This is a genomic window from Streptomyces buecherae, assembly GCF_014295035.1.
Lineage (GTDB): Bacteria > Actinomycetota > Actinomycetes > Streptomycetales > Streptomycetaceae > Streptomyces > Streptomyces youssoufiensis.
On record NZ_CP060404.1, the window covers coordinates 6,000,353 to 6,017,073 of the forward strand.

A 16,721-nucleotide genomic window follows, 5' to 3' on the forward strand; every position below is an offset into this window, starting at 1 on the left:
CGGTGCGGGACCCTCCCCCAGGGGTCCCGCACCTTCGCGCGTCCGCTCGTACGCAGGTGGGCGCGCGTTTGTGATCGCGGGGCACGGGTACTCGGGTCGGCACCGCGCGAGCCCGGCCGGGCCGCGGGTGGCGGTGCCGTGCGGGTCCGGCCCGCGCACGGACCGGACCCGAAGGAGCGCCCATGACCGCCATGACGCCGCTGCCCGGCACCGACGCCTCGTACTGGATGGCCAGCACCCCCGACACCGACTACCCGGGCGCGCCCGAGGAGGCCAGCGCCGACGTCGTCGTGATCGGCGGCGGTATGGCGGGCCTGTGCACCGCGTGGGAGCTGGTGCGCCGCGGCCGGTCGGTGGTCGTCCTGGAGGCGGGGCGTATCGCCGCCGGCGTGACCGGCCACACCACGGCCAAGGTCTCCGCCCTGCACACGCTGCGTTACGCCTCGCTCCGCGACACCCAGGGCCGGCGCGCCGCCGCCCAGTACGCCACCTCGCAGCAGGAGGCCGTGCGCGGCATCGAGCGGCTGGCGGTGGAACTGGGCGTCGACTGCCAGTGGGAGCGGACCGACGCCTACACCTACGCCACCGACCCCGGTCGCGTCGGCACGCTGCGCGCGGAGGCCACGGCCGCGGCCGACGCCGGGCTCGACGCCACGTTCGTCACCGAGACGGACCTGCCGTTCCCGGTCGCCGGCGCGGTGCGGGTCGGCGGCCAGGCACAGTTCCACCCGCGCCGGTTCCTGCTCGCGCTGGCCGCCGGCATCGTCGCGCGGGGCGGCCGGGTGTACGAGCGCAGCCGGGTCACCGGGCTGCACGACGGCTCGCCGTGCCGGGTGACGACCGAGGACGGGGCCGTCGTACGGGCCCGGCACGTGGTCGTGGCCACCCACTACCCCGTCTTCGACCGGGCCCTGATGTTCGCCCGCCTCGAAACGACCCGCGAGCTGGTGCTGGCCGCCACCCTCCCCGCCGAGCAGGCGCCGCGCGGCACGTACATCACGCCGGACGAGGGCACCCGCTCGGTGCGCACCGCGCCCTGGCCCGACGGGCGGCGGCTGCTCATCGTGACGGGCGAGAAGTTCACCCCGGGCACCGGCGACGGGAACGGGGGCGCGCCCGACGCCGCGTCCGAGCGGTTCCGCCGGCTCGCCGTCTGGCTGCACCAGCACTTCCCCGCCGCGGAGATCACCCACCGGTGGGCGGCGCAGGACAACACCAGCACCGACGGCCTGCCCTACATCGGCCCCTTCCACCCGGGAACCCGGAACGTCTACGTGGCCACCGGCTTCGGCGGCTGGGGCATGAGCAGCGGCGCGCTCGCCGGAACGCTGCTCGCCGACCTGATCTGCGGCGAGCGCCCCGAACACGCCGCCCTGTACGACCCGCGCCGACTGCACCCGTTGCGCGAGGCGGGCCCGCTGCTGTCCCAGCAGGCGACGGTGGCCCGGCACTTCGTCGGCGACCGGCTGCGCCTCGCGTCCGCCGACGACGTGGCCGCCGTCGCGCCGGGCACGGGCGCGCTGGTCCGGGTGGGGGCCGGCCGGTGCGCGGTCTACCGCGCCCAGGACGGCACCGTGCACGCCGTCTCGGCCCGCTGCACCCACCTGGGCTGCCTGGTCCGCTTCAACGACGCGGAGCACACCTGGGAGTGCCCCTGCCACGGCTCCCGGTTCGCCGTGGACGGCTCGGTCCTCCAGGGGCCCGCGGTGCGCCCGCTGGAGCCGCGCCAGGTGCCGGGCGCCCCGGACGCCGACGCGCCCGGGACGGACGGAGACGACGCGCCCGAGGAGGGTGGTCGGTTTTGAGTCGGCCGCAGCGGCTACCCGACTCCCATGAGCACTGAGCAGAGTTCGGCCGGAGTGGGTGTACACGTCAGCGGTTGCGACTGGGACGACGCGGACGCGGTGTTCCGCGTGCTGCGCGCGGCGTTCCCGGCGACCGCCGCCGACGAGTGGCCCGACGCGGGCCGGCCGGTGGAGACCGAGACCGAGCGCCCCGTGGTCTGGTCGATGACCGTGGACACCCGCGAGCCCGGCGGCTCCACTCCCGACTCCGGCCTGGCCCAGTCGGTCAGCGTGGACCTCTACGGCACCGAGCCGCCCGTCCACCAGGTACGCGACGTCCTCCAGCGCCACTTCGCGGTGAGCGAGGAGAAGGCCGTACCCGGCGACCAGGAGATGGAGGTCCGGCTGCGCCTCGACCCGACGGCCTGAGCCCCGCCGCGTCCGCGACCTCGCCCGCTCGGCCACCCGGCCGTCACGGTGCGAGGCGGGCGCGCGCGCTCAGTTCGCCGAACGACGTACAGGAGAGATGGCGGGCCACGAGCGCGACGACTCCGTTCGGGTACGCACGAGCGCACGCAGCATCGCGGCGCCCGCCCCCACTGCGGCGAGGTGCAGGACCACCGCGACAGCGAGGTTTTCCGGCAGGGACGCGTCGGCCGGTCGGGCGATCGCCAGGTACAGGGTGAACGGGAGCTTCCAGCCGCTCCAGGCGAACAAGGAGCCCGAACCGAGCCAGCCGAGTGCCATCGGAACCCAGCGCGGGAGGCGCGCGGGCCGGCCCCGGACGGTGGCCCAGGTGGCGAGGGACGCCGCGAGCGCCCAGAGCCCGAAGGTCGCGGCCAACGCGTACCAGGCGGTGCCGCGCTCGTCGCGGTGGGCGACACCCAGGGTGCCGCCCACCGCCCAGTACAGCCAGACGAGGCCGACGGCGGCGCCCACCACGGCCATCCACGGCAGCGCCCCCGGCGCGCCCTCCCCGCGGTCCCCGAGCCGGCCCGCGAACACGTCCGGCCAGCGCCGCCGCACGTACGCGGGCAGCGCGATGGCCAGCCCGAGCCCCATCCCGACAAACCCGATCTGGATCAGCACGGCCTCCCAGACCGGCATCGACGGGTCCGCGTCATCCCCGCTCTTCGGACCACCATCCGAGCCCAGCAGCGAACTGAGCACGGCGTACGGCAACACCGGGACGAGGAACCCCGCCCCCACCCAAGCGCAGAAGGCCAACGGCGCTCCCGGTATGCGCATGCCCCACGGCCGCACCAGGGCGAGCGCCACCGCGATCCCGATCCCCGCCATAGCGATCGTCGCGCTGTTGAGCACCACCCACTCCGCCATGCCGAACCCGGTGCCCACCGGCAGCAGTCCCACGAGCGAACCGACCACCCACGACACCTTGATCAGCACATAGGGCGTCAGCGCCAGCGCCGCCCCGTACGCCGCGACGCGCCCGGCCCGGTCCCATCGGTCCACCTGAACTCCCATTCGTGGCTACGGGTGTTCAAGTCTCTGTCAGCGCTGCCCGCGCGGTCGTCAACCGCTGGGCGCATTCCTGTCATCACTCAGGAGGAGCCGGCGTCAGACCGCGGGACCACGGGCGACCAGGGGTGAGGGGCCGGACGCCTACGCCCCCGCGTCGGCCCGGACGGTGAAGCGCAGGGCGAAGGGGTTGAACTCCGCGGGCAGGGTGCCGTCCTGGTGGGGGCGCGGGGCGTGGGCCGGCGGCTGGAAGGTGTGCCCCTCCAGCAGCGCCGCCAGCCAGGTGCTCACCGTGAGCAGCACGAGGTTGCGGCCGGGGCACTCGGCGGGGCCGGCGCTGAACGGCACCAGGGCCGGCTGGTTCTGGGCGCGCCCGTCGAGCCAGCGCTCGGGCACGTAGCGGTCGCCGTCGGGGCCCGCGGTGTCCGGGGAGCGGTGGAAGTACGGGGTGTAGATCAGGAACGCGGTGCGGGCCGGGACCGACTGGCCCCGCCACTGCGTCGGCTCGGTGCTCTCGCGCAGCAGCAGCGGGGTCGTGGGCCACAGCCGCAGCGTCTCCTGGGCGCACGCGCGCAGGAACGGCAGCGTGCGCGGCTGGTCCGATCCGTGGCCTCCGACGGCGACCTCGGCGCGGGCCCGCGCCTCGTGCTCCGGGTGCGAGGTGAGCATCGCAAGGGTGCGCAGCGTGGTGATGGCCGCCGCGTCGTAGGCGAACAGCCAGTGCGGGATCTGGCCCACCGTGTCGGCGCGCTCGCTCGCGGGCCGTGCGGTCAGCGCGCCGGCCAGCGTCGTGGGCCCGGCGGCGACCGCGTGCTGGCGCAGCCGGCGCAGGAAGTCGTCCCTGACCCGCCGCCGCCGGGGCAGCAGCACCGACCAGTTGCCGGCCGAACGCAGCCGGTTCAGCAGGTGGGTGAGCGTCTCGTCGTCGCGGGCGGCGTCGCCGAGGACCAGCCTGCGCACCGAGCGCCACCACGCGGCCCCGAACTCGTCCCAGGTCAGCTCCCCGGTCCGGTTGGTCTGCCGGAGCAGGGCCGCGGCCTCGTCGCGGACGGTGGCGACGATCGTCGGCGCGAGGTGGTGCAGCGGCTGCGGGGTGTCCAGGGCCGCCTCGTTCACCTGCCGCCGCTCCGCGCGCTCCGGCCCCTCGCTGATGAGGGACCCGTGCGGCTGGAACTGGCTGAGGGCGCCGCGCTTCTCCCAGGTGGCGGGCGAGAAGGGGGTCGGCGTCCGGTCGAGGATGTCGCCCACGTCCTCGGGGACCAGCGGCAGCGCGACGGTGCGACCGGCGACGCGCAGCAACAGCGGCCCGTCGCCGTACGTGGTGCGCAACCCGGCCATGGTCCGCAGTCCCCGCTGGTCCCAGTGCACCCGCTCGGTGAACGCCATGCCCCCGGGTCGGCGCCTGATGACACCCGCGACCACGGCGGGCAGCAGCAGCGCGCCGACCACCCGGGCCGTGTCCGTCGGGCTCGCCTTCGGCAGGGCGCGCGCGGGCTCGGGGCGTGCCGGGGTGGGGGACGAGGACATGCGGGTCTCCTTACGGGGTGCGCGTGGTGCTGACGCGGTGTGCGCGTGGTGCGGGGGCGCGGCGTGGTGCGGTAGGTGGTTCGGCTGGCGTTGGTGAGTGGGGTTGTTGGAGTGACTGGTGTGACGGGTGATGCGCCAACGCCGTCGGGTACCCGGACGTAGGGGACGAAAACGCTGGCCGGCCGGGGTCCGCCCGATCGGCGCACAGCGGCGCGGCGGCGGCCGTGCCAGCTTCCTGCCGCCCCGCGTCGCCGACCGCCACGGACGGAGCCGTACCGGCATGCGAGACGGCCGCCGCCGGCGCGCGCCGGACCGCCCTACCGCCGGGCGCCGCGCGTCTCGCGCCCGTCACCGGACGCCCGCGCGAACCCGCGTGCCGAAGCCGTCAACTCCGCCGTGACCAGGGCTGATACGCCCGCGCCCGAGGAGTGGCGAGCGGCCGGCGAGCGAGGTCGCGGGGCTCGGACGGCGGCGGTGCGCGCCGGGTGCGAGCCCCCGGAGCGCGCCCGCGCGCCATGGCAGGGGCCTGTCAGCGAGGCGGATCGCTATTGAACAAGGGCGACGATCCTTTGTAGTTTGCTCGCCACGCCCAGCCGGGCGGATCTGTCCGCGCGCGGGCCCACCAGCCGGTGTGCGCGGTCGTACGGCGATGCCGCGCGCGGCGCCGCCCCGTGACCGGGGCGCCCGCGGCGCGTACGGGGGACACGAACACGCATGACGACGACGTCGGCAGCGGCAGCGCCGTGCGGCGCTGCCGGCGGCCCGCGCCGGTGGGCCCGGCCCCGCGCGAGCGGTAGCGGCGTCCCCCGACGGACCGGCGGGCCGTCGCCCGGCGGGCGCGCCGGCCGTGGTGCCATCGCCAGGCACCGCTCGGCCCACCCCTGGCGCCCGCCGCCTCGGCCCGCCAACTCGCCCACCCCGCAGCGGACTTACCCGACCACGTACCCGCCGACCCGACCGCACGCGACCGCACCACCCCGAATACGGAGCGCTGAAGTGACCCCAGGCATACCGTCGCCGGCAGGGCCGCCGCCATGGACGTGAGCACCGCCCGTGGCGCGCCGGCACCCCTGCCGCTCCTGGTGCTGCGCAGTTGCAGTTGCCGGTTCGCCGCCTACTACTGGATGGGGTTCCTCGCCGGGCTCGCCGCCGTGGACCACCTCACCGTGGGCCGCGCGCTGGCGGCCGTGCCGATGTGGCTGGCCTTCTGCGTCGGCACCGAGTCCGTCAACCGGATCGCCGACCGCGAGGCCGACGTCGTCAACCGGCCCGAGCGCACCGCCCTGTGCGAGGCGATCGGCTGGCGCCGGCTCACCCGTATCGCCGTCGGCGCCTGGCTGGTCTTCGCGGCCAGCGGGGCCGCGCTGTTCGCGCTGGACCCCGAACCGGCCTTCGCCGCGATGATCGTCGTGGACATCGCCATCGCCATCGGCTACTCGATTGGCCCGGCCTTCAAGCGTCACCGCGTCCTCGCGCTGCTCGTCCTGGTCCTGCCGCTGATCCTGCCGATGGTCACCGGCTGGGCCACCGCCCCGGACGCCGACGCGCTCGGCTCGCCGGTGCTGCCGGCCGCCGCCGTGCTCGCCACCTTCAGCCTCGGACTCGCCGGCATCAAGGACATCACCGACGTGGCCGGCGACCGGCTGCTCGGCTACTCCAGCCTGTGGCTGACCGTCGCCGGGTTCGGCCGTGGCGCGGCCGTCTACGCCCTGGTCGTGGCGCCGTTCGCGCTGGACGCCGTCTTCGTCGTGCTGCACCTGCTGCCGGTCGCCAGCCTGGCCGTGACGCCGTGCGTCGTGGTCTCGGCGTACGTGGTGCGCGGCGCGAGCGCGGCCGAGTCGACCGAGGAGCGGTCGGTGGCGCGCGAGGTGATGCACTCGTACACCTTCCTGTTCCTGGCGGCGTACCTGCTCGCGGCGATGGCCTCGCCCGGCATGGCCGCCGTCGCCGCGCTCGGCGCCTGCCACTGGCTCCTCGCGTCCCGACGCCTGCACTGGGCGCCGGCCATCACCCGGGCCCAGCTCCACCGGTGGGCCAAGACCGTTGTTCCGTCGTCTCGCGGGGGCACCGTTGAACGAGTCTGACATCCGTACCGGCGTGCGCGAGGTCTTCGCGCGGGTCCTGGCCACCTCGCCGGAACAGGTCCCGGTCGACGCCGACCTCTACGACGACCTCGGCGCCGACTCGCTGAACAAGCTGGAGGTCATCGCGCACGTCGAGGCCCGCTTCGGCTGTCGGCTCACCGACGACGAGGCGGCCCTCGGCAACTCCGTCGACAGCCTCGCGCGGTACGTGGGCGGCCATGTCGGCTAGCGCCACACCGAAGGGGCGGGCGGCGCCGGTGGCGCCGGCCGTGGTGGAGTCGGAGCGGGTGGTCGTGACCGGCCTCGGCGTCGTCTCGCCGCTCGGCTGCGACGTGGACCGGTTCTGGCACGCGGTGACCTCGGGGACGGTGGCGACCGGGCCCGTCACCCGGTTCGCCGCCGACGCCTACCCCACGCACCTGGCCGCCGAGGTGGCCGCGCCCCACCTGACCGCGCCGTACGCCGACGACGGCACGCTCACCCCGCGCTCCCTGCGCTACGCCGAGCACGCCGTACGCGACGCCCTCGACGCCTCGAAGGTGCTGCCCGCCACCGACCCGCGCCGCGTCGGCCTGGTCATCGGCACCGTCATGGGCACCCGCCCGCACCTGGAGGAGCTGCGCCGCCGGGGCGCCGACACCGCGACCGACCGCCGCTGGGACGCGCCCGCCCTGCTCGCCTCCTGGCCCGCCGAGCGCTTCGGGCTGCGCGGCCCGCGACACGTCCTCGCGGCCGGCTGCGCCGGCGGCAACACCGCCATCGGCCTGGCGGCCGACCTGATCGCCAGCGGGCAGGCGGACTGCGTACTGGCGGGCGGCGTGGACGAGTTGGCCGAAGCCGTCTTCCAGCTCTTCACCACCCTGCGCGCCGTGGAGCCGGAGGTCGTACGGCCCTTCGACCGCGACCGGCGCGGCACGATGCCGTCCGAGGGCGCCGGCATCCTCACCCTGGAGTCGCTGGCCCACGCGCGGGCCCGGGGCGCCACCGTCATCGCCGAACTGCGCGGCCACGCCATGGCCGCCGACGCGCACCACATGACGGCCCCCCACCCGGCCGGCGACGCCCTGCTGCGCTGCATGGACGAGAGCCTGCGCCGGGCCGGGCTGACCCCCGGCGACGTGGACTACGTCAGCGCGCACGGCACCGGCACGCCGGTCAACGACGCCACCGAAGCGGCCTGCCTCGCCGGCTATTTCGGCGCCGCCGGGGCCCGCCCGGCCACCTCGTCCATCAAGGGCATGCTGGGTCACGCGCAGGGCGCGGCCAGCGCCCTGGAGGCGGTGGCCTGCGTGCTGGCCATCGCGCGCGGCCGGGTGCCGGGCAACCCGACGCTGCGCACCGTGGACGACCGCTGCCGCGACCTGGACCTGGTCCGTGGCCCGGCCCGGGACCTGCCGGTGCGCGTCGCGCTCAGCAACGCGTTCGGCTTCGGCGGCAACACGGCGACGGTGGTGTTCGGCGCCCCCACGGACTGACCCACCCCGCCGCCTGGCCCGGCCCTCCCGGCCCAGGCCCGCGCGCCGACCCGGCCCGACCCACCCCGCCCACCGACGCCGACCGCCCCACCCCGTGGGCCGCGCACCGCCGAAAGACCCCAAGGAGTACGACGTGCCAACGCAGGACACGACCCGGACGAGCCCGGTGCCGGTCACCGGGGTGGGGGTGGTGAGCGCGGCGGGGACCTCGGTCGCCGCGCTGTACGAGGCCCTGCTCGCCGGCGCCCGACCGGTCACGGTGCGGGACGTGCCGCTGGTCGCCGGCGCCATCCCGGCCGGCCCGAACTGGCGGCCCGACCAGGACAGCGCCCACGCCGTCGAGGCCGCGCACGTCACCGCGCCGCTCACCCTCCCGCCCCATATCGACGCCCGGGCCAGGCGCACCATCGGCCGCGACACGGGACTGCTGCTCAGCGCCGCGCAGGCGGCCCTGACCACCACTCCGGCCGCTACGGCCACCCCGGCCACCCCGGTCACCCCGGCGGCCGAGCCGGACCAGGCGCCCCCGGCCACGTCGTCGCGCGCCGGCGCGGCGGAGCCCGTACCGGCCTCGTCGCCGCCGCCCGCGCCGCCGGTCCCGCTGCGCGGCGCCGACCCGGCCCGGATCGGCGTCTTCGCCGGCACGCTGCACGCCGGGCGCAGCGAGTACGTGGCCATCCACAACCGGGCCGGCGCCGACGCGGGCCCGGTCAACCCCGTCTGGGGCCCGCAGTCCAGCTACAACGCCCCCGGCGCCGCCCTCTCCATCCACCTCGGCCTGCGCGGCCCCAACCTCACCCTGACCTCGGGCGCGGCCGTCGGCCTCGACGCCATCGCGCTAGGCGTCCAGCACGTGCGGACGGGCCGCTGCGACGCGGTCATCGCGGGCGGCGTGGACTCGCTGTCGGCCGCGTGCCCGCCACCGGCGGCGGGCGGGGCAGCGGCGGACGCGACAGCGGCGAGCGGGCTCGCGGAGGCACCGGCCGGGGAGGGCGCGGCCGTCGTCGTCCTGACCGCCCCGGACGGTCCCGCGCACGCCCCGGCCCTGGCCCACGTGTGCGCCACGGCCCGTGCGTACGCCGCCGGGGGCGGGGCGGCTGGCGAGCCGAGCGGCGGGCGGGCGGACACCGGGCCCGCGAACACCGGGGCCGGTGCCGGGGCCGTGCCGGACGCGCCGGACCTCGCCGAAGTGGGCGCCGAGGCCGCGCGCGCGGCGTTGCGGGACGCGGGCCGCGCCGCGCACGAGGTCGCCGTCGCGGTGACCACCGCCGACCCGCACACCCCGACCGGCGCCGCCGAACGCGCCGCCATCGCCGCCGTGTTCGGGCCCGCCCTACCCCACCTGACCGCCGCCGGCACCACCGGCACCACGGGCGGCGCCGACGGCGCGCTGGCCTTCGCCCTCGCGGTCGAGGCGCTGACGAGAACCACACCCCCGCCCCCGACCCCGCCGGACCCCGACCCCAACCCCGACCCCGACCCCAACTCCGCCGCCCCGCTCGCGCTCTGCCTCAGCCTCGACCCGGACGGCGCGGCCACCGCCCTCCTCCTCTCCGGACCCACCCCCACACCCACCATCACGCCGACGGGAGCCACCCGATGAGGACCGGACCCGACAGGCTGGTGCTGCGCGAGGGCGGACCGTACCGCCTGGTGTGCCTGCCGTACGCGGGCGGCTCGGCCAGGTCGTTCACGCGGCTGGTGCGCCAGGTCACCGGGGACTGGACGGTCGTCGCCGCCCAACCGCCCGCCGCGCACGCCCACGGCACGCCGCCCGACCTGGACGAACTGGCCGACTTCTACGCCGACCTGCTCGCCACCGACCTCGCCGGCCCCGGCATCGTTCTCGGGCACAGCCTGGGTGCCGCGGTGGCACACCGGATGGCCCAGCGGCACGCGGCGAACTGGCCCGCCGACCTGCGGCTGGTCCTCTCCGCCCCACCCCGCCCCGGGCCACCCGGCTACGCGCTGGCCGGCCTCGACGACCACTCGCTGCTCTCGGCGGCCCGCGCCCGGGGCATCGTCCCGGAACTGGAGCTGCCCGACGAGTTGGTGATCCGACTGCTGCTGCCCGGACTCCGCCGCGACCTGGCGGCGCTCGGCGGCGCCGGCTGGACCCCGGAGCCGGTGAGCCCCCCGGTCCACCTGCTGGGCGGCATCGACGACGTGGCCTGCCCGCCGGCCGTCCTGACGGAGCTGGCCGACCAGTTGGCCGCGCGCGGGACGCGCTGGGTGCCGGGCGGCCACCTGTTCGTGATGGACCAGCCCGAGGCCACCTACGCGGCCCTCCGCAAGATCGCGGGCTGCGCCCCGCCGGCCCGCCCACGCCCCACCGCCCTGCCCACGGCCGCCCCGCCCACGGCGGTGGCGGGCACCGCGGGCACGCCAGCTCCGGCCGGCGCCGGACCGATCCCGGGACCCGGCTGACCCGCGTCACCCTCCGCGCGGCGGGCCCGACCCCGGACCGGCCCCGCCCCGCACGCGCGGGGCCGTCCCGCGCGGCCCGCCGTACGATGGGCGCATGCCGGTCCGCGAAGAGCCCTCAGTTGCACACCCTGCGCACCAGCGCACCCCGGGTGAGCGGCAACTGGACGTCGCCTCCACGGTGTTCGCGCTGCTCGCCGACCCGACCCGGCTGCACCTGCTGTGGCTCCTCGCCCAGGGCGAGGCCGACGTCACGACCCTGACCACGGCCAGCGGCGCGACCCGCACGGCGGTCAGCCAACACCTGGCCAAGCTGCGCCTGGCCGGCCTGGTGCAGGCGCGCAAGGAGGGCCGGCACGCGGTGTACGCGCTGCGCGACGGACACCTGCGCCGGCTGGTGGTCGAGGCCCTCCAACACGCGGACCACCAGGTCACCGGCGCCCCCTGGCACGCGTAGCGCGGCGGGCCAACCGGCCGTCCAACCCTGGGACTTCCGTGATCGGGCGTTGGGTACGGTCGACGGGGCCCGCCCCGGCGCGCGGGGTGGCCGAGAGGAGCGGAAGCGATGCTGGGCACGGTACGTACGTTGCGGCGCTATCCCGTCAAGTCGATGCTCGGCGAGGAGTTGGCCGAGGCCGACGTCACGCGGCGCGGCCTACGCCACGACCGACGGATCGCCCTGGTGCACCGCGAGACCGGCAAGATCGCCAGCGCCAAGAACCCACGGCTCTGGCGCGACCTGCTCACCCTCTCGGCCACGGTGGGGGACGCGGGCGAGGCGGGCGCCACCGGCGCCGGTGAGCCGCCCGTGCGCATCGCCCTCCCCGACGGCCGCACCCTGCTGGCCACGGACGAGAAGGCCGACGCGATCCTCAGCGCACTGCTCGGCGCACCGGTCCGGGTGGCCCACACCCCACCACCCGGCGCCACCCTGGAGCGCTCGAAGCCGGAGGAGGTGTTGGCGGCCGGCATCGACGCCGAGGTGGGCCACGACGAGACCGAGATCGGCACGGGCGCGCCCGACGGCACCTTCTTCGACTTCGCCCCGCTCCACCTCATCACCTCCGCCACCCTGGCCCACATCGCCGAACTGAGCCCGCGCGGCACGGTAGAGGTCGAGCGCTACCGCCCCAACATCATCGTGTCCGTCCCCACCGAACCCCCGACGCCGGGCGCCCCCACCCCATCGCCCGCCTTCCCGGAGAACGCCTGGGTCGGCCGCCACCTGCACATCGGCGACGAACTGACGCTGCAGATCCTGTCCACCACTCCGCGCTGCGCCATCCCCACCCTGGCCCACGGCCCCCTGCCCCGCGACACCCACGCCCTGCGCGTCCCCGCCACCCACAACCGCGTCGAACCCCACCCGGGCATGGGCCCCCAACCGTGCGCGGGCGTCTACGCGCGCGTGGTCCGCCCCGGGCACGTACGCCAGGGCGACCCGGTCCGCCTGGGCGAGACGGCGCCGACCGACGGTGAACTCAACTAGCTGGATTAGAAGGCTAGTTGGCGCTCGTCCCGCGATCCGTCCGAGCCTCGCCGATCAGCCGGTACTCGGTGACGACGCGGCGGAACCGGTCGTGCCCCGGGTGTCGCTCGGCATGGTCCAGGCACCAGGCGTCCACCTCCTCCTGCCGCTCCACCCCGCCGGACGTCGCCCGACAGTCGGCCGCCACACAGAACGCTTCACGAGACACGGGCCCTCCGGGGGAGTGGGGCGAACGGAACACCGCGGGCAGCGTAGGCCGAACGGCCCGCCGGGGTGGTGGGATACGCCCGATCTGTGCGGTGGGGGAGGGGTGTGTGGTACGGCGGGAAGGCGTGGGGGCCGGGCCGCGCGCCGGGTGGCTAGGCGACCGCCGGAACCCGGGGCTCGTCCGTCGCGACCGGGTAGTCGGTGTAACCCTCCGCCCCGCCCCCGTACACGTTCTCCGTCGGTGGGCCGGCGAGCGGGGTGCCGTTGGCCAGCCGGGCGGGCAGGTCGGGATTGGTCATGAACAGGCGACCGAGGGCGATCACGTCCGCGTGGCCGTCCCGCACCAGCCGCGCCCCCGCGTCGGGGCTGCTCGGCGCCGGGCCGTTCGTGTTGGCGACGAGCGTTCCCGACCAACGCGTCCGCAGGTCCGCGATGGCCGCGTAGGCACCGTTGCGCAACACGTGCAGATAGGCCAGGCCCAGCGGGTCCAGCGCGTCGACCAGCGCACGGTACGTGGTGCGGGCGTCGGTCTCCGCGAGCTGGTTCTCGGCGTTGTCCGGCGAGATACGCAGCCCCACACGGTCCGCGCCGACCTCGGCCACGACCGCCTCGACGACCTCCACGGCGAACCGTAGACGGCCGGTGACCGAGCCGCCGTACGCGTCCGTGCGCAGGTTGGTGTTGTCGGCGATGAACTGCTGGATCAGGTAGCCGTTCGCGCCGTGGATCTCCACGCCGTCGAAGCCCGCCCCGATCGCGCGTCGGGCCGCGGACGCGAAGTCCCCCACCGTTCGGGCGATTTCGCCGACCGTCAGCGCGCGCGGGGTGACGTGGTCCAGCAGGCCGTCCCGGGTGAAGATCCGACTCCCCTCGATGGCGACGGCCGACGGGGCCACCGGCAGCTCGCCGTCCGGGAGCGTCAGCGGGTGGGTCATCCGGCCCACGTGCCACAACTGGGCGAAGATCGTGCCGCCCTCGGCGTGCACCGCGTCGGTCACCTCCCGCCAGCCACGTGCCTGCGCGTCGGTCACCAGGCCCGGGATGCCGGGGCCGCCCTTGGCGAGCGCGTTGACGTACACGCCCTCCGTGATCAGCAGCCCGGCCCCGGCGCGCTGCCGGTAGTACGTCGCCGCGTGCGGGCTCGGCACTCCCGTCACGTCGTCGGCCCGGCCCCGCGTCATCGGGGCCATCGCCAGCCGGTTCGCCAGCTCCAGTCGGCCCGCCCGGTACGGCGTCAGCAACTCCCGCACGTCCCCACTCTCTTCCGTCACTCCCGCCCCCTGTGCCCGTCCCGTCACGACCCCGGCCCTCACGCGGCGCTCCGGTCCAGCGCGATGACCTCGACCTCGATCTGCCAGTCGGGCTGGGCCAGCGAGACGACCTCGACGAGGGTGTCGGCGGGGTAGGGCTCGGCCAGGAACTCGCCGCGCAGCGTGATCACGTGCGGGAGGTTCGTCGCCATGTCCCGTACGAAGATGCCGACCTTGACGACGTCCGCGAAGGTCAGTCCGGCCGCCTCCAGCACCCGCCCGACGTTCCCGAACGCCTGCCGCCCCTGCGCCAGGAACCCGCCCGCGACGGTCGTCCCGTCCTCCGTGAAGCCCGCCTGCCCGGACACGTACACGAAGCCCCCGGCCCGGACGGCCTGGGATATCCGGTAGGGCGCGTACCAGTCCGGGGTGGTCGCGATCTTCTCGATGTGTCCCGTGGTGGCGGGCGCGCCTTCGTTGCTGGACATCTCTCTCCCCTGTGCTGGCGAGGCTCGGCGACCTCGCGGGCTGGCGTTACGAAACGTTCCGTAACGTCAACCGACGCTAGATCACTCCAGGGGCCTTGTCAAAACGAAACGTAACGTAACGCGAGCGGTAGGGTGAGGCTCATGATTTCCGATCCGAACAGCGAACGGCGCAGCGAGCGCGCCCGCCGGGCGATCCTCGACGCGGCGTTCGACCTGGTGAACCGCAAGGGCTTCGCGAAGTTGACCATCGAGGCCATCGCCGCCCAGGCGGGCGTGGGCAAGCCCACGATCTACCGCTGGTGGCGCTCCAAGGGCGCGGTGGTGCTGGAGGCGATGCGCGAGGAGTTGGGCGACGACTTCCGCTTCCCGGACACCGGTGACATCGCCGCCGACCTCGCGACCCAGATCACCGCCGTGAGCCAGCGGCTGGTCACCGGCCGGATCAGCGAAGCCTACAAAGGTGTCATGGGCGAGGCGCAGAACGACCCGGAGCTGATGAAGGCGTTCCGCGAGACGATCCTTGAGCCCAGCATCGCGGAGTGCCGGGCCCGCCTGGAGTCCGCCGTCGCCGCCGGACAGCTCCGTTCCGACGTGCCCACCGACGTGATGGTCGACCTCTTCTACGCGCCGATCCACTACCGGCACTTCCTGGGCTTCGGCGAGGACGCGGTCAGGCGCAGCGCCGAACTCGTCCAGGACGTCCTGCTCGGCCTGCGGCCCCGGCCGGAAGCGGAGTGAACGAACCGCTTCCGTCGGCCCGTTGAGGACGCTGTTGGTCGATCCCGGCCGTGTCGCCTCGCCTCGCCGGCGTGTGGCGGGGCGGCGTGCCGGGCCGGCTCCCGCCGCAACGAGCCGACCCAGCCCGTCAACGCCCCGCGTCGCGCCCCGTCCCCACCAGGGGAACAGGCCGTTCGCCGCCCCGGCCCCGGGCGCCGCGTGAGCGGTAGCCGTCGCGTGGGCCGTGGGGGCCGTGCGGGCGGTGGCCACGGGCGCGGTAGATGACGTAGGGGCGGAAGAGGTAGCCGACGGGGGCGGTGAAGGCGTGGATCAGGCGGCTGAACGGCCACAGGGCGAACAGGGCCATGGCCAGCACGGCGTGGAGCTGGAACTGGAGGGGGGCGTCCGCCATGTGGGAGATGTCGGGGTCGAGGGTGAAGAGGCTGCGCACCCAGACCGAGACGCCGAGCCGGTAGTCGTAGTCGCTGGTCGCGGGGGTGACCATGGTGTTCATCAGGCCGGCGACCAGCGTCGCGGCCAGTACCGGGTAGAGCACCCGGTCGCTGCGCGAGCTGGCCCGGCGTACGGCCCGTACCCGGGTGCGCCGCCACAGCAGGATGGCCAGGCCGCCGGTCGCCATCAGCCCGGCCAGGCTGCCGGCCACCAGGGCGCCCGCGCTGTACTGGGCCTCGGTGACGTGCAGCCACTCGGTGAAGCGCTCCGGGACGAGCAAGCCCACGATGTGGCCCAGCAGGATCAGCAGCAGGCCGAAGTGGAAGAGCGGCGAGCCGATGCGCAGCAGCCGGTTCTCGTGCAACTGGCTGGAGCGGGTGGTGAAGCCGAACCGGTCGTAGCGGTACCGCCAGGCGGTGCCCGTGACCAGACAGGCCAGGACCAGGTAGGGCAGCACGCCCCACAGCGCGGTGTGTAGGTGGTCCACCAGCGGGCTCCTTCGCGGCGGCGTCCCTGCGCGGGGCAGGGGAGAAGACGACGGGTCGGGCGGGTCCGGGGAGTTGGCGGGGGTGGGGGCTGGGGGAGGTGGGGGAGTCGGGGTCTGGGAGGGGCGGGGCGCCGTGGGCCCGGGTCAGGACGGGGGGCGGGCGGCGAAGGGTTCGAGGCCGACGTGTTCGGTGGGCGGCCCGGTGCGGGCCAGCCGGCGGGCCGCGGCGCGGTCGGCGGGGCGCGGGCCCGGCAGGGTGGCGCTGACGGCGTCGAGTACGTGGGCGTAGAGCGTGCCGTGGGCTTCGAGGGCCAGCCGGAGGAGTTCGACGCCGGCGCGGTGGCCGCGCAGCAACCGGGTGCCGGCGCGCGGGCAGCGGGCGGCGAACTCCAGCATCAGGGGCAGGTGGTCGGGCAGTTCGGCGGGGTCGGGCTCCCAGCCGGCGGCGCGGTAGACCTCCCGCAGCGCGACGAGCGCGCCGCCCCTGCGGCGGGTGTCGCCGTCGGTGTAGTACGTCAGGTGCAGGGTGCGCCGGTGGGTGCGGTCGAAGACGTCGGTGTAGTGCGCGGCGGCTTCGAGCACCGGGGCCCGCGCGGCCTCGGCACAGAACCGCAGCAGTGGCCCGGCGGCCGGGTGGCGGGTCGCGCGCAGTTGCGCGGCGACCGCGTCGAGCCGGCCGGGCCAGTCCTGGTCGGGGTAGTAGAGCAGCAGCGAGGCCGCCTGGTGGACGGCGGGCGCGCTCATGCGGCCGGTCCCGTTGGCGCGATGCGCGTGACCTGCGTGATCTGCGTGGTGTGCGCGATGCGTGTGTTCGGCGTGTGGGGCGCGGGCGGTGTGCCGGGTACGGACGGTGCGGC

17 protein-coding genes are annotated in these 16,721 nt (G+C 75.7%); 10 read left to right on the plus strand and 7 right to left on the minus strand.

The window, feature by feature from the left end:
• Positions 1-182 precede the first annotated feature (182 nt).
• Both H7H31_RS23775 and H7H31_RS23780 read left to right on the plus strand, forming a co-directional pair.
• Positions 183-1,805 (plus strand): FAD-dependent oxidoreductase, encoded by a 1,623-nt coding sequence (locus H7H31_RS23775; protein ID WP_187062057.1) that lies wholly within the window; start codon positions 183-185, stop codon positions 1,803-1,805.
• Positions 1,806-1,832: 27 nt separating this feature from the next.
• Positions 1,833-2,213 (plus strand): hypothetical protein, encoded by a 381-nt coding sequence (locus tag H7H31_RS23780; RefSeq protein WP_187062058.1) that lies wholly within the window; start codon positions 1,833-1,835, stop codon positions 2,211-2,213.
• Positions 2,214-2,282: 69 nt separating this feature from the next.
• On the opposite strand, the gene H7H31_RS23785 is transcribed toward H7H31_RS23780, so the two are convergent.
• Together H7H31_RS23785 and H7H31_RS23790 are read right to left on the minus strand one after the other, a co-directional pair.
• Positions 2,283-3,257 (minus strand): hypothetical protein, encoded by a 975-nt coding sequence (locus H7H31_RS23785; RefSeq protein ID WP_187062059.1) that lies wholly within the window; start codon positions 3,255-3,257, stop codon positions 2,283-2,285.
• A 150-nt stretch (positions 3,258-3,407) separates the two neighbouring features.
• A complete protein-coding gene (locus tag H7H31_RS23790; RefSeq protein WP_187062060.1) occupies positions 3,408-4,790 on the minus strand; it encodes a cytochrome P450 in 1,383 nt (460 codons plus the stop codon).
• Between the two features lie 1,034 nt (positions 4,791-5,824).
• Between H7H31_RS23790 and H7H31_RS23795 the strand changes: the two genes are divergently transcribed.
• From H7H31_RS23795 to H7H31_RS23825, 7 genes are all read left to right on the plus strand, one after another.
• Complete coding sequence (locus H7H31_RS23795) at positions 5,825-6,874, plus strand: UbiA family prenyltransferase (RefSeq protein WP_187062061.1); 1,050 nt, start codon at positions 5,825-5,827, stop codon at positions 6,872-6,874.
• On the plus strand, positions 6,861-7,103 hold the full coding sequence (locus H7H31_RS23800; protein WP_197995969.1) for an acyl carrier protein: 243 nt from the start codon (positions 6,861-6,863) through the stop codon (positions 7,101-7,103). Before H7H31_RS23795 ends, H7H31_RS23800 begins: the two co-directional genes overlap by 14 nt.
• The gene (locus tag H7H31_RS23805; protein WP_187062062.1) at positions 7,093-8,349 is read left to right on the plus strand and encodes a beta-ketoacyl-[acyl-carrier-protein] synthase family protein; all 1,257 of its coding nucleotides are present in this window, start codon (positions 7,093-7,095) and stop codon (positions 8,347-8,349) included. Before H7H31_RS23800 ends, H7H31_RS23805 begins: the two co-directional genes overlap by 11 nt.
• Positions 8,350-8,482: 133 nt before the next feature.
• Complete coding sequence (locus H7H31_RS23810; RefSeq protein WP_187118076.1) at positions 8,483-9,952, plus strand: beta-ketoacyl synthase N-terminal-like domain-containing protein; 1,470 nt, start codon at positions 8,483-8,485, stop codon at positions 9,950-9,952.
• Positions 9,949-10,776, plus strand: coding sequence for a thioesterase II family protein (locus tag H7H31_RS23815; protein WP_187118077.1), 828 nt, complete (start codon positions 9,949-9,951; stop codon positions 10,774-10,776). Before H7H31_RS23810 ends, H7H31_RS23815 begins: the two co-directional genes overlap by 4 nt.
• A 94-nt stretch (positions 10,777-10,870) precedes the next feature.
• Positions 10,871-11,230 (plus strand): ArsR/SmtB family transcription factor, encoded by a 360-nt coding sequence (locus tag H7H31_RS23820; RefSeq protein ID WP_187059571.1) that lies wholly within the window; start codon positions 10,871-10,873, stop codon positions 11,228-11,230.
• Positions 11,231-11,338: 108 nt separating this feature from the next.
• Entirely contained in the window at positions 11,339-12,262 is a 924-nt protein-coding gene (locus H7H31_RS23825; RefSeq protein WP_187118078.1) for an MOSC domain-containing protein, read from the plus strand.
• Positions 12,263-12,275: 13 nt separating this feature from the next.
• Here H7H31_RS23825 and H7H31_RS23830 read toward each other — a convergent pair whose 3' ends face one another.
• The 3 genes from H7H31_RS23830 to H7H31_RS23840 form a co-directional block, all read right to left on the minus strand.
• Positions 12,276-12,470, minus strand: coding sequence for a DUF7848 domain-containing protein (locus H7H31_RS23830; RefSeq protein WP_187059498.1), 195 nt, complete (start codon positions 12,468-12,470; stop codon positions 12,276-12,278).
• A gap of 151 nt (positions 12,471-12,621) precedes the next feature.
• Positions 12,622-13,740, minus strand: a complete 1,119-nt coding sequence (locus H7H31_RS23835; RefSeq protein ID WP_232110048.1) for an alkene reductase — start codon at positions 13,738-13,740, stop codon at positions 12,622-12,624.
• A 38-nt stretch (positions 13,741-13,778) separates the two neighbouring features.
• Positions 13,779-14,207 (minus strand): RidA family protein, encoded by a 429-nt coding sequence (locus H7H31_RS23840; RefSeq protein WP_187059940.1) that lies wholly within the window; start codon positions 14,205-14,207, stop codon positions 13,779-13,781.
• A gap of 141 nt (positions 14,208-14,348) precedes the next feature.
• On the opposite strand from H7H31_RS23840, the gene H7H31_RS23845 reads away from it, so the two are divergent.
• On the plus strand, positions 14,349-14,945 hold the full coding sequence (locus tag H7H31_RS23845) for a TetR/AcrR family transcriptional regulator (protein WP_187059941.1): 597 nt from the start codon (positions 14,349-14,351) through the stop codon (positions 14,943-14,945).
• A 127-nt stretch (positions 14,946-15,072) separates the two neighbouring features.
• Here H7H31_RS23845 and narI read toward each other — a convergent pair whose 3' ends face one another.
• Entirely contained in the window at positions 15,073-15,864 is a 792-nt protein-coding gene (narI, locus tag H7H31_RS23850) for a respiratory nitrate reductase subunit gamma (RefSeq protein ID WP_187059942.1), read from the minus strand.
• A gap of 144 nt (positions 15,865-16,008) precedes the next feature.
• Entirely contained in the window at positions 16,009-16,608 is a 600-nt protein-coding gene (narJ, locus tag H7H31_RS23855; protein ID WP_187060830.1) for a nitrate reductase molybdenum cofactor assembly chaperone, read from the minus strand.
• Between the last annotated feature and the right edge of the window lie 113 nt (positions 16,609-16,721).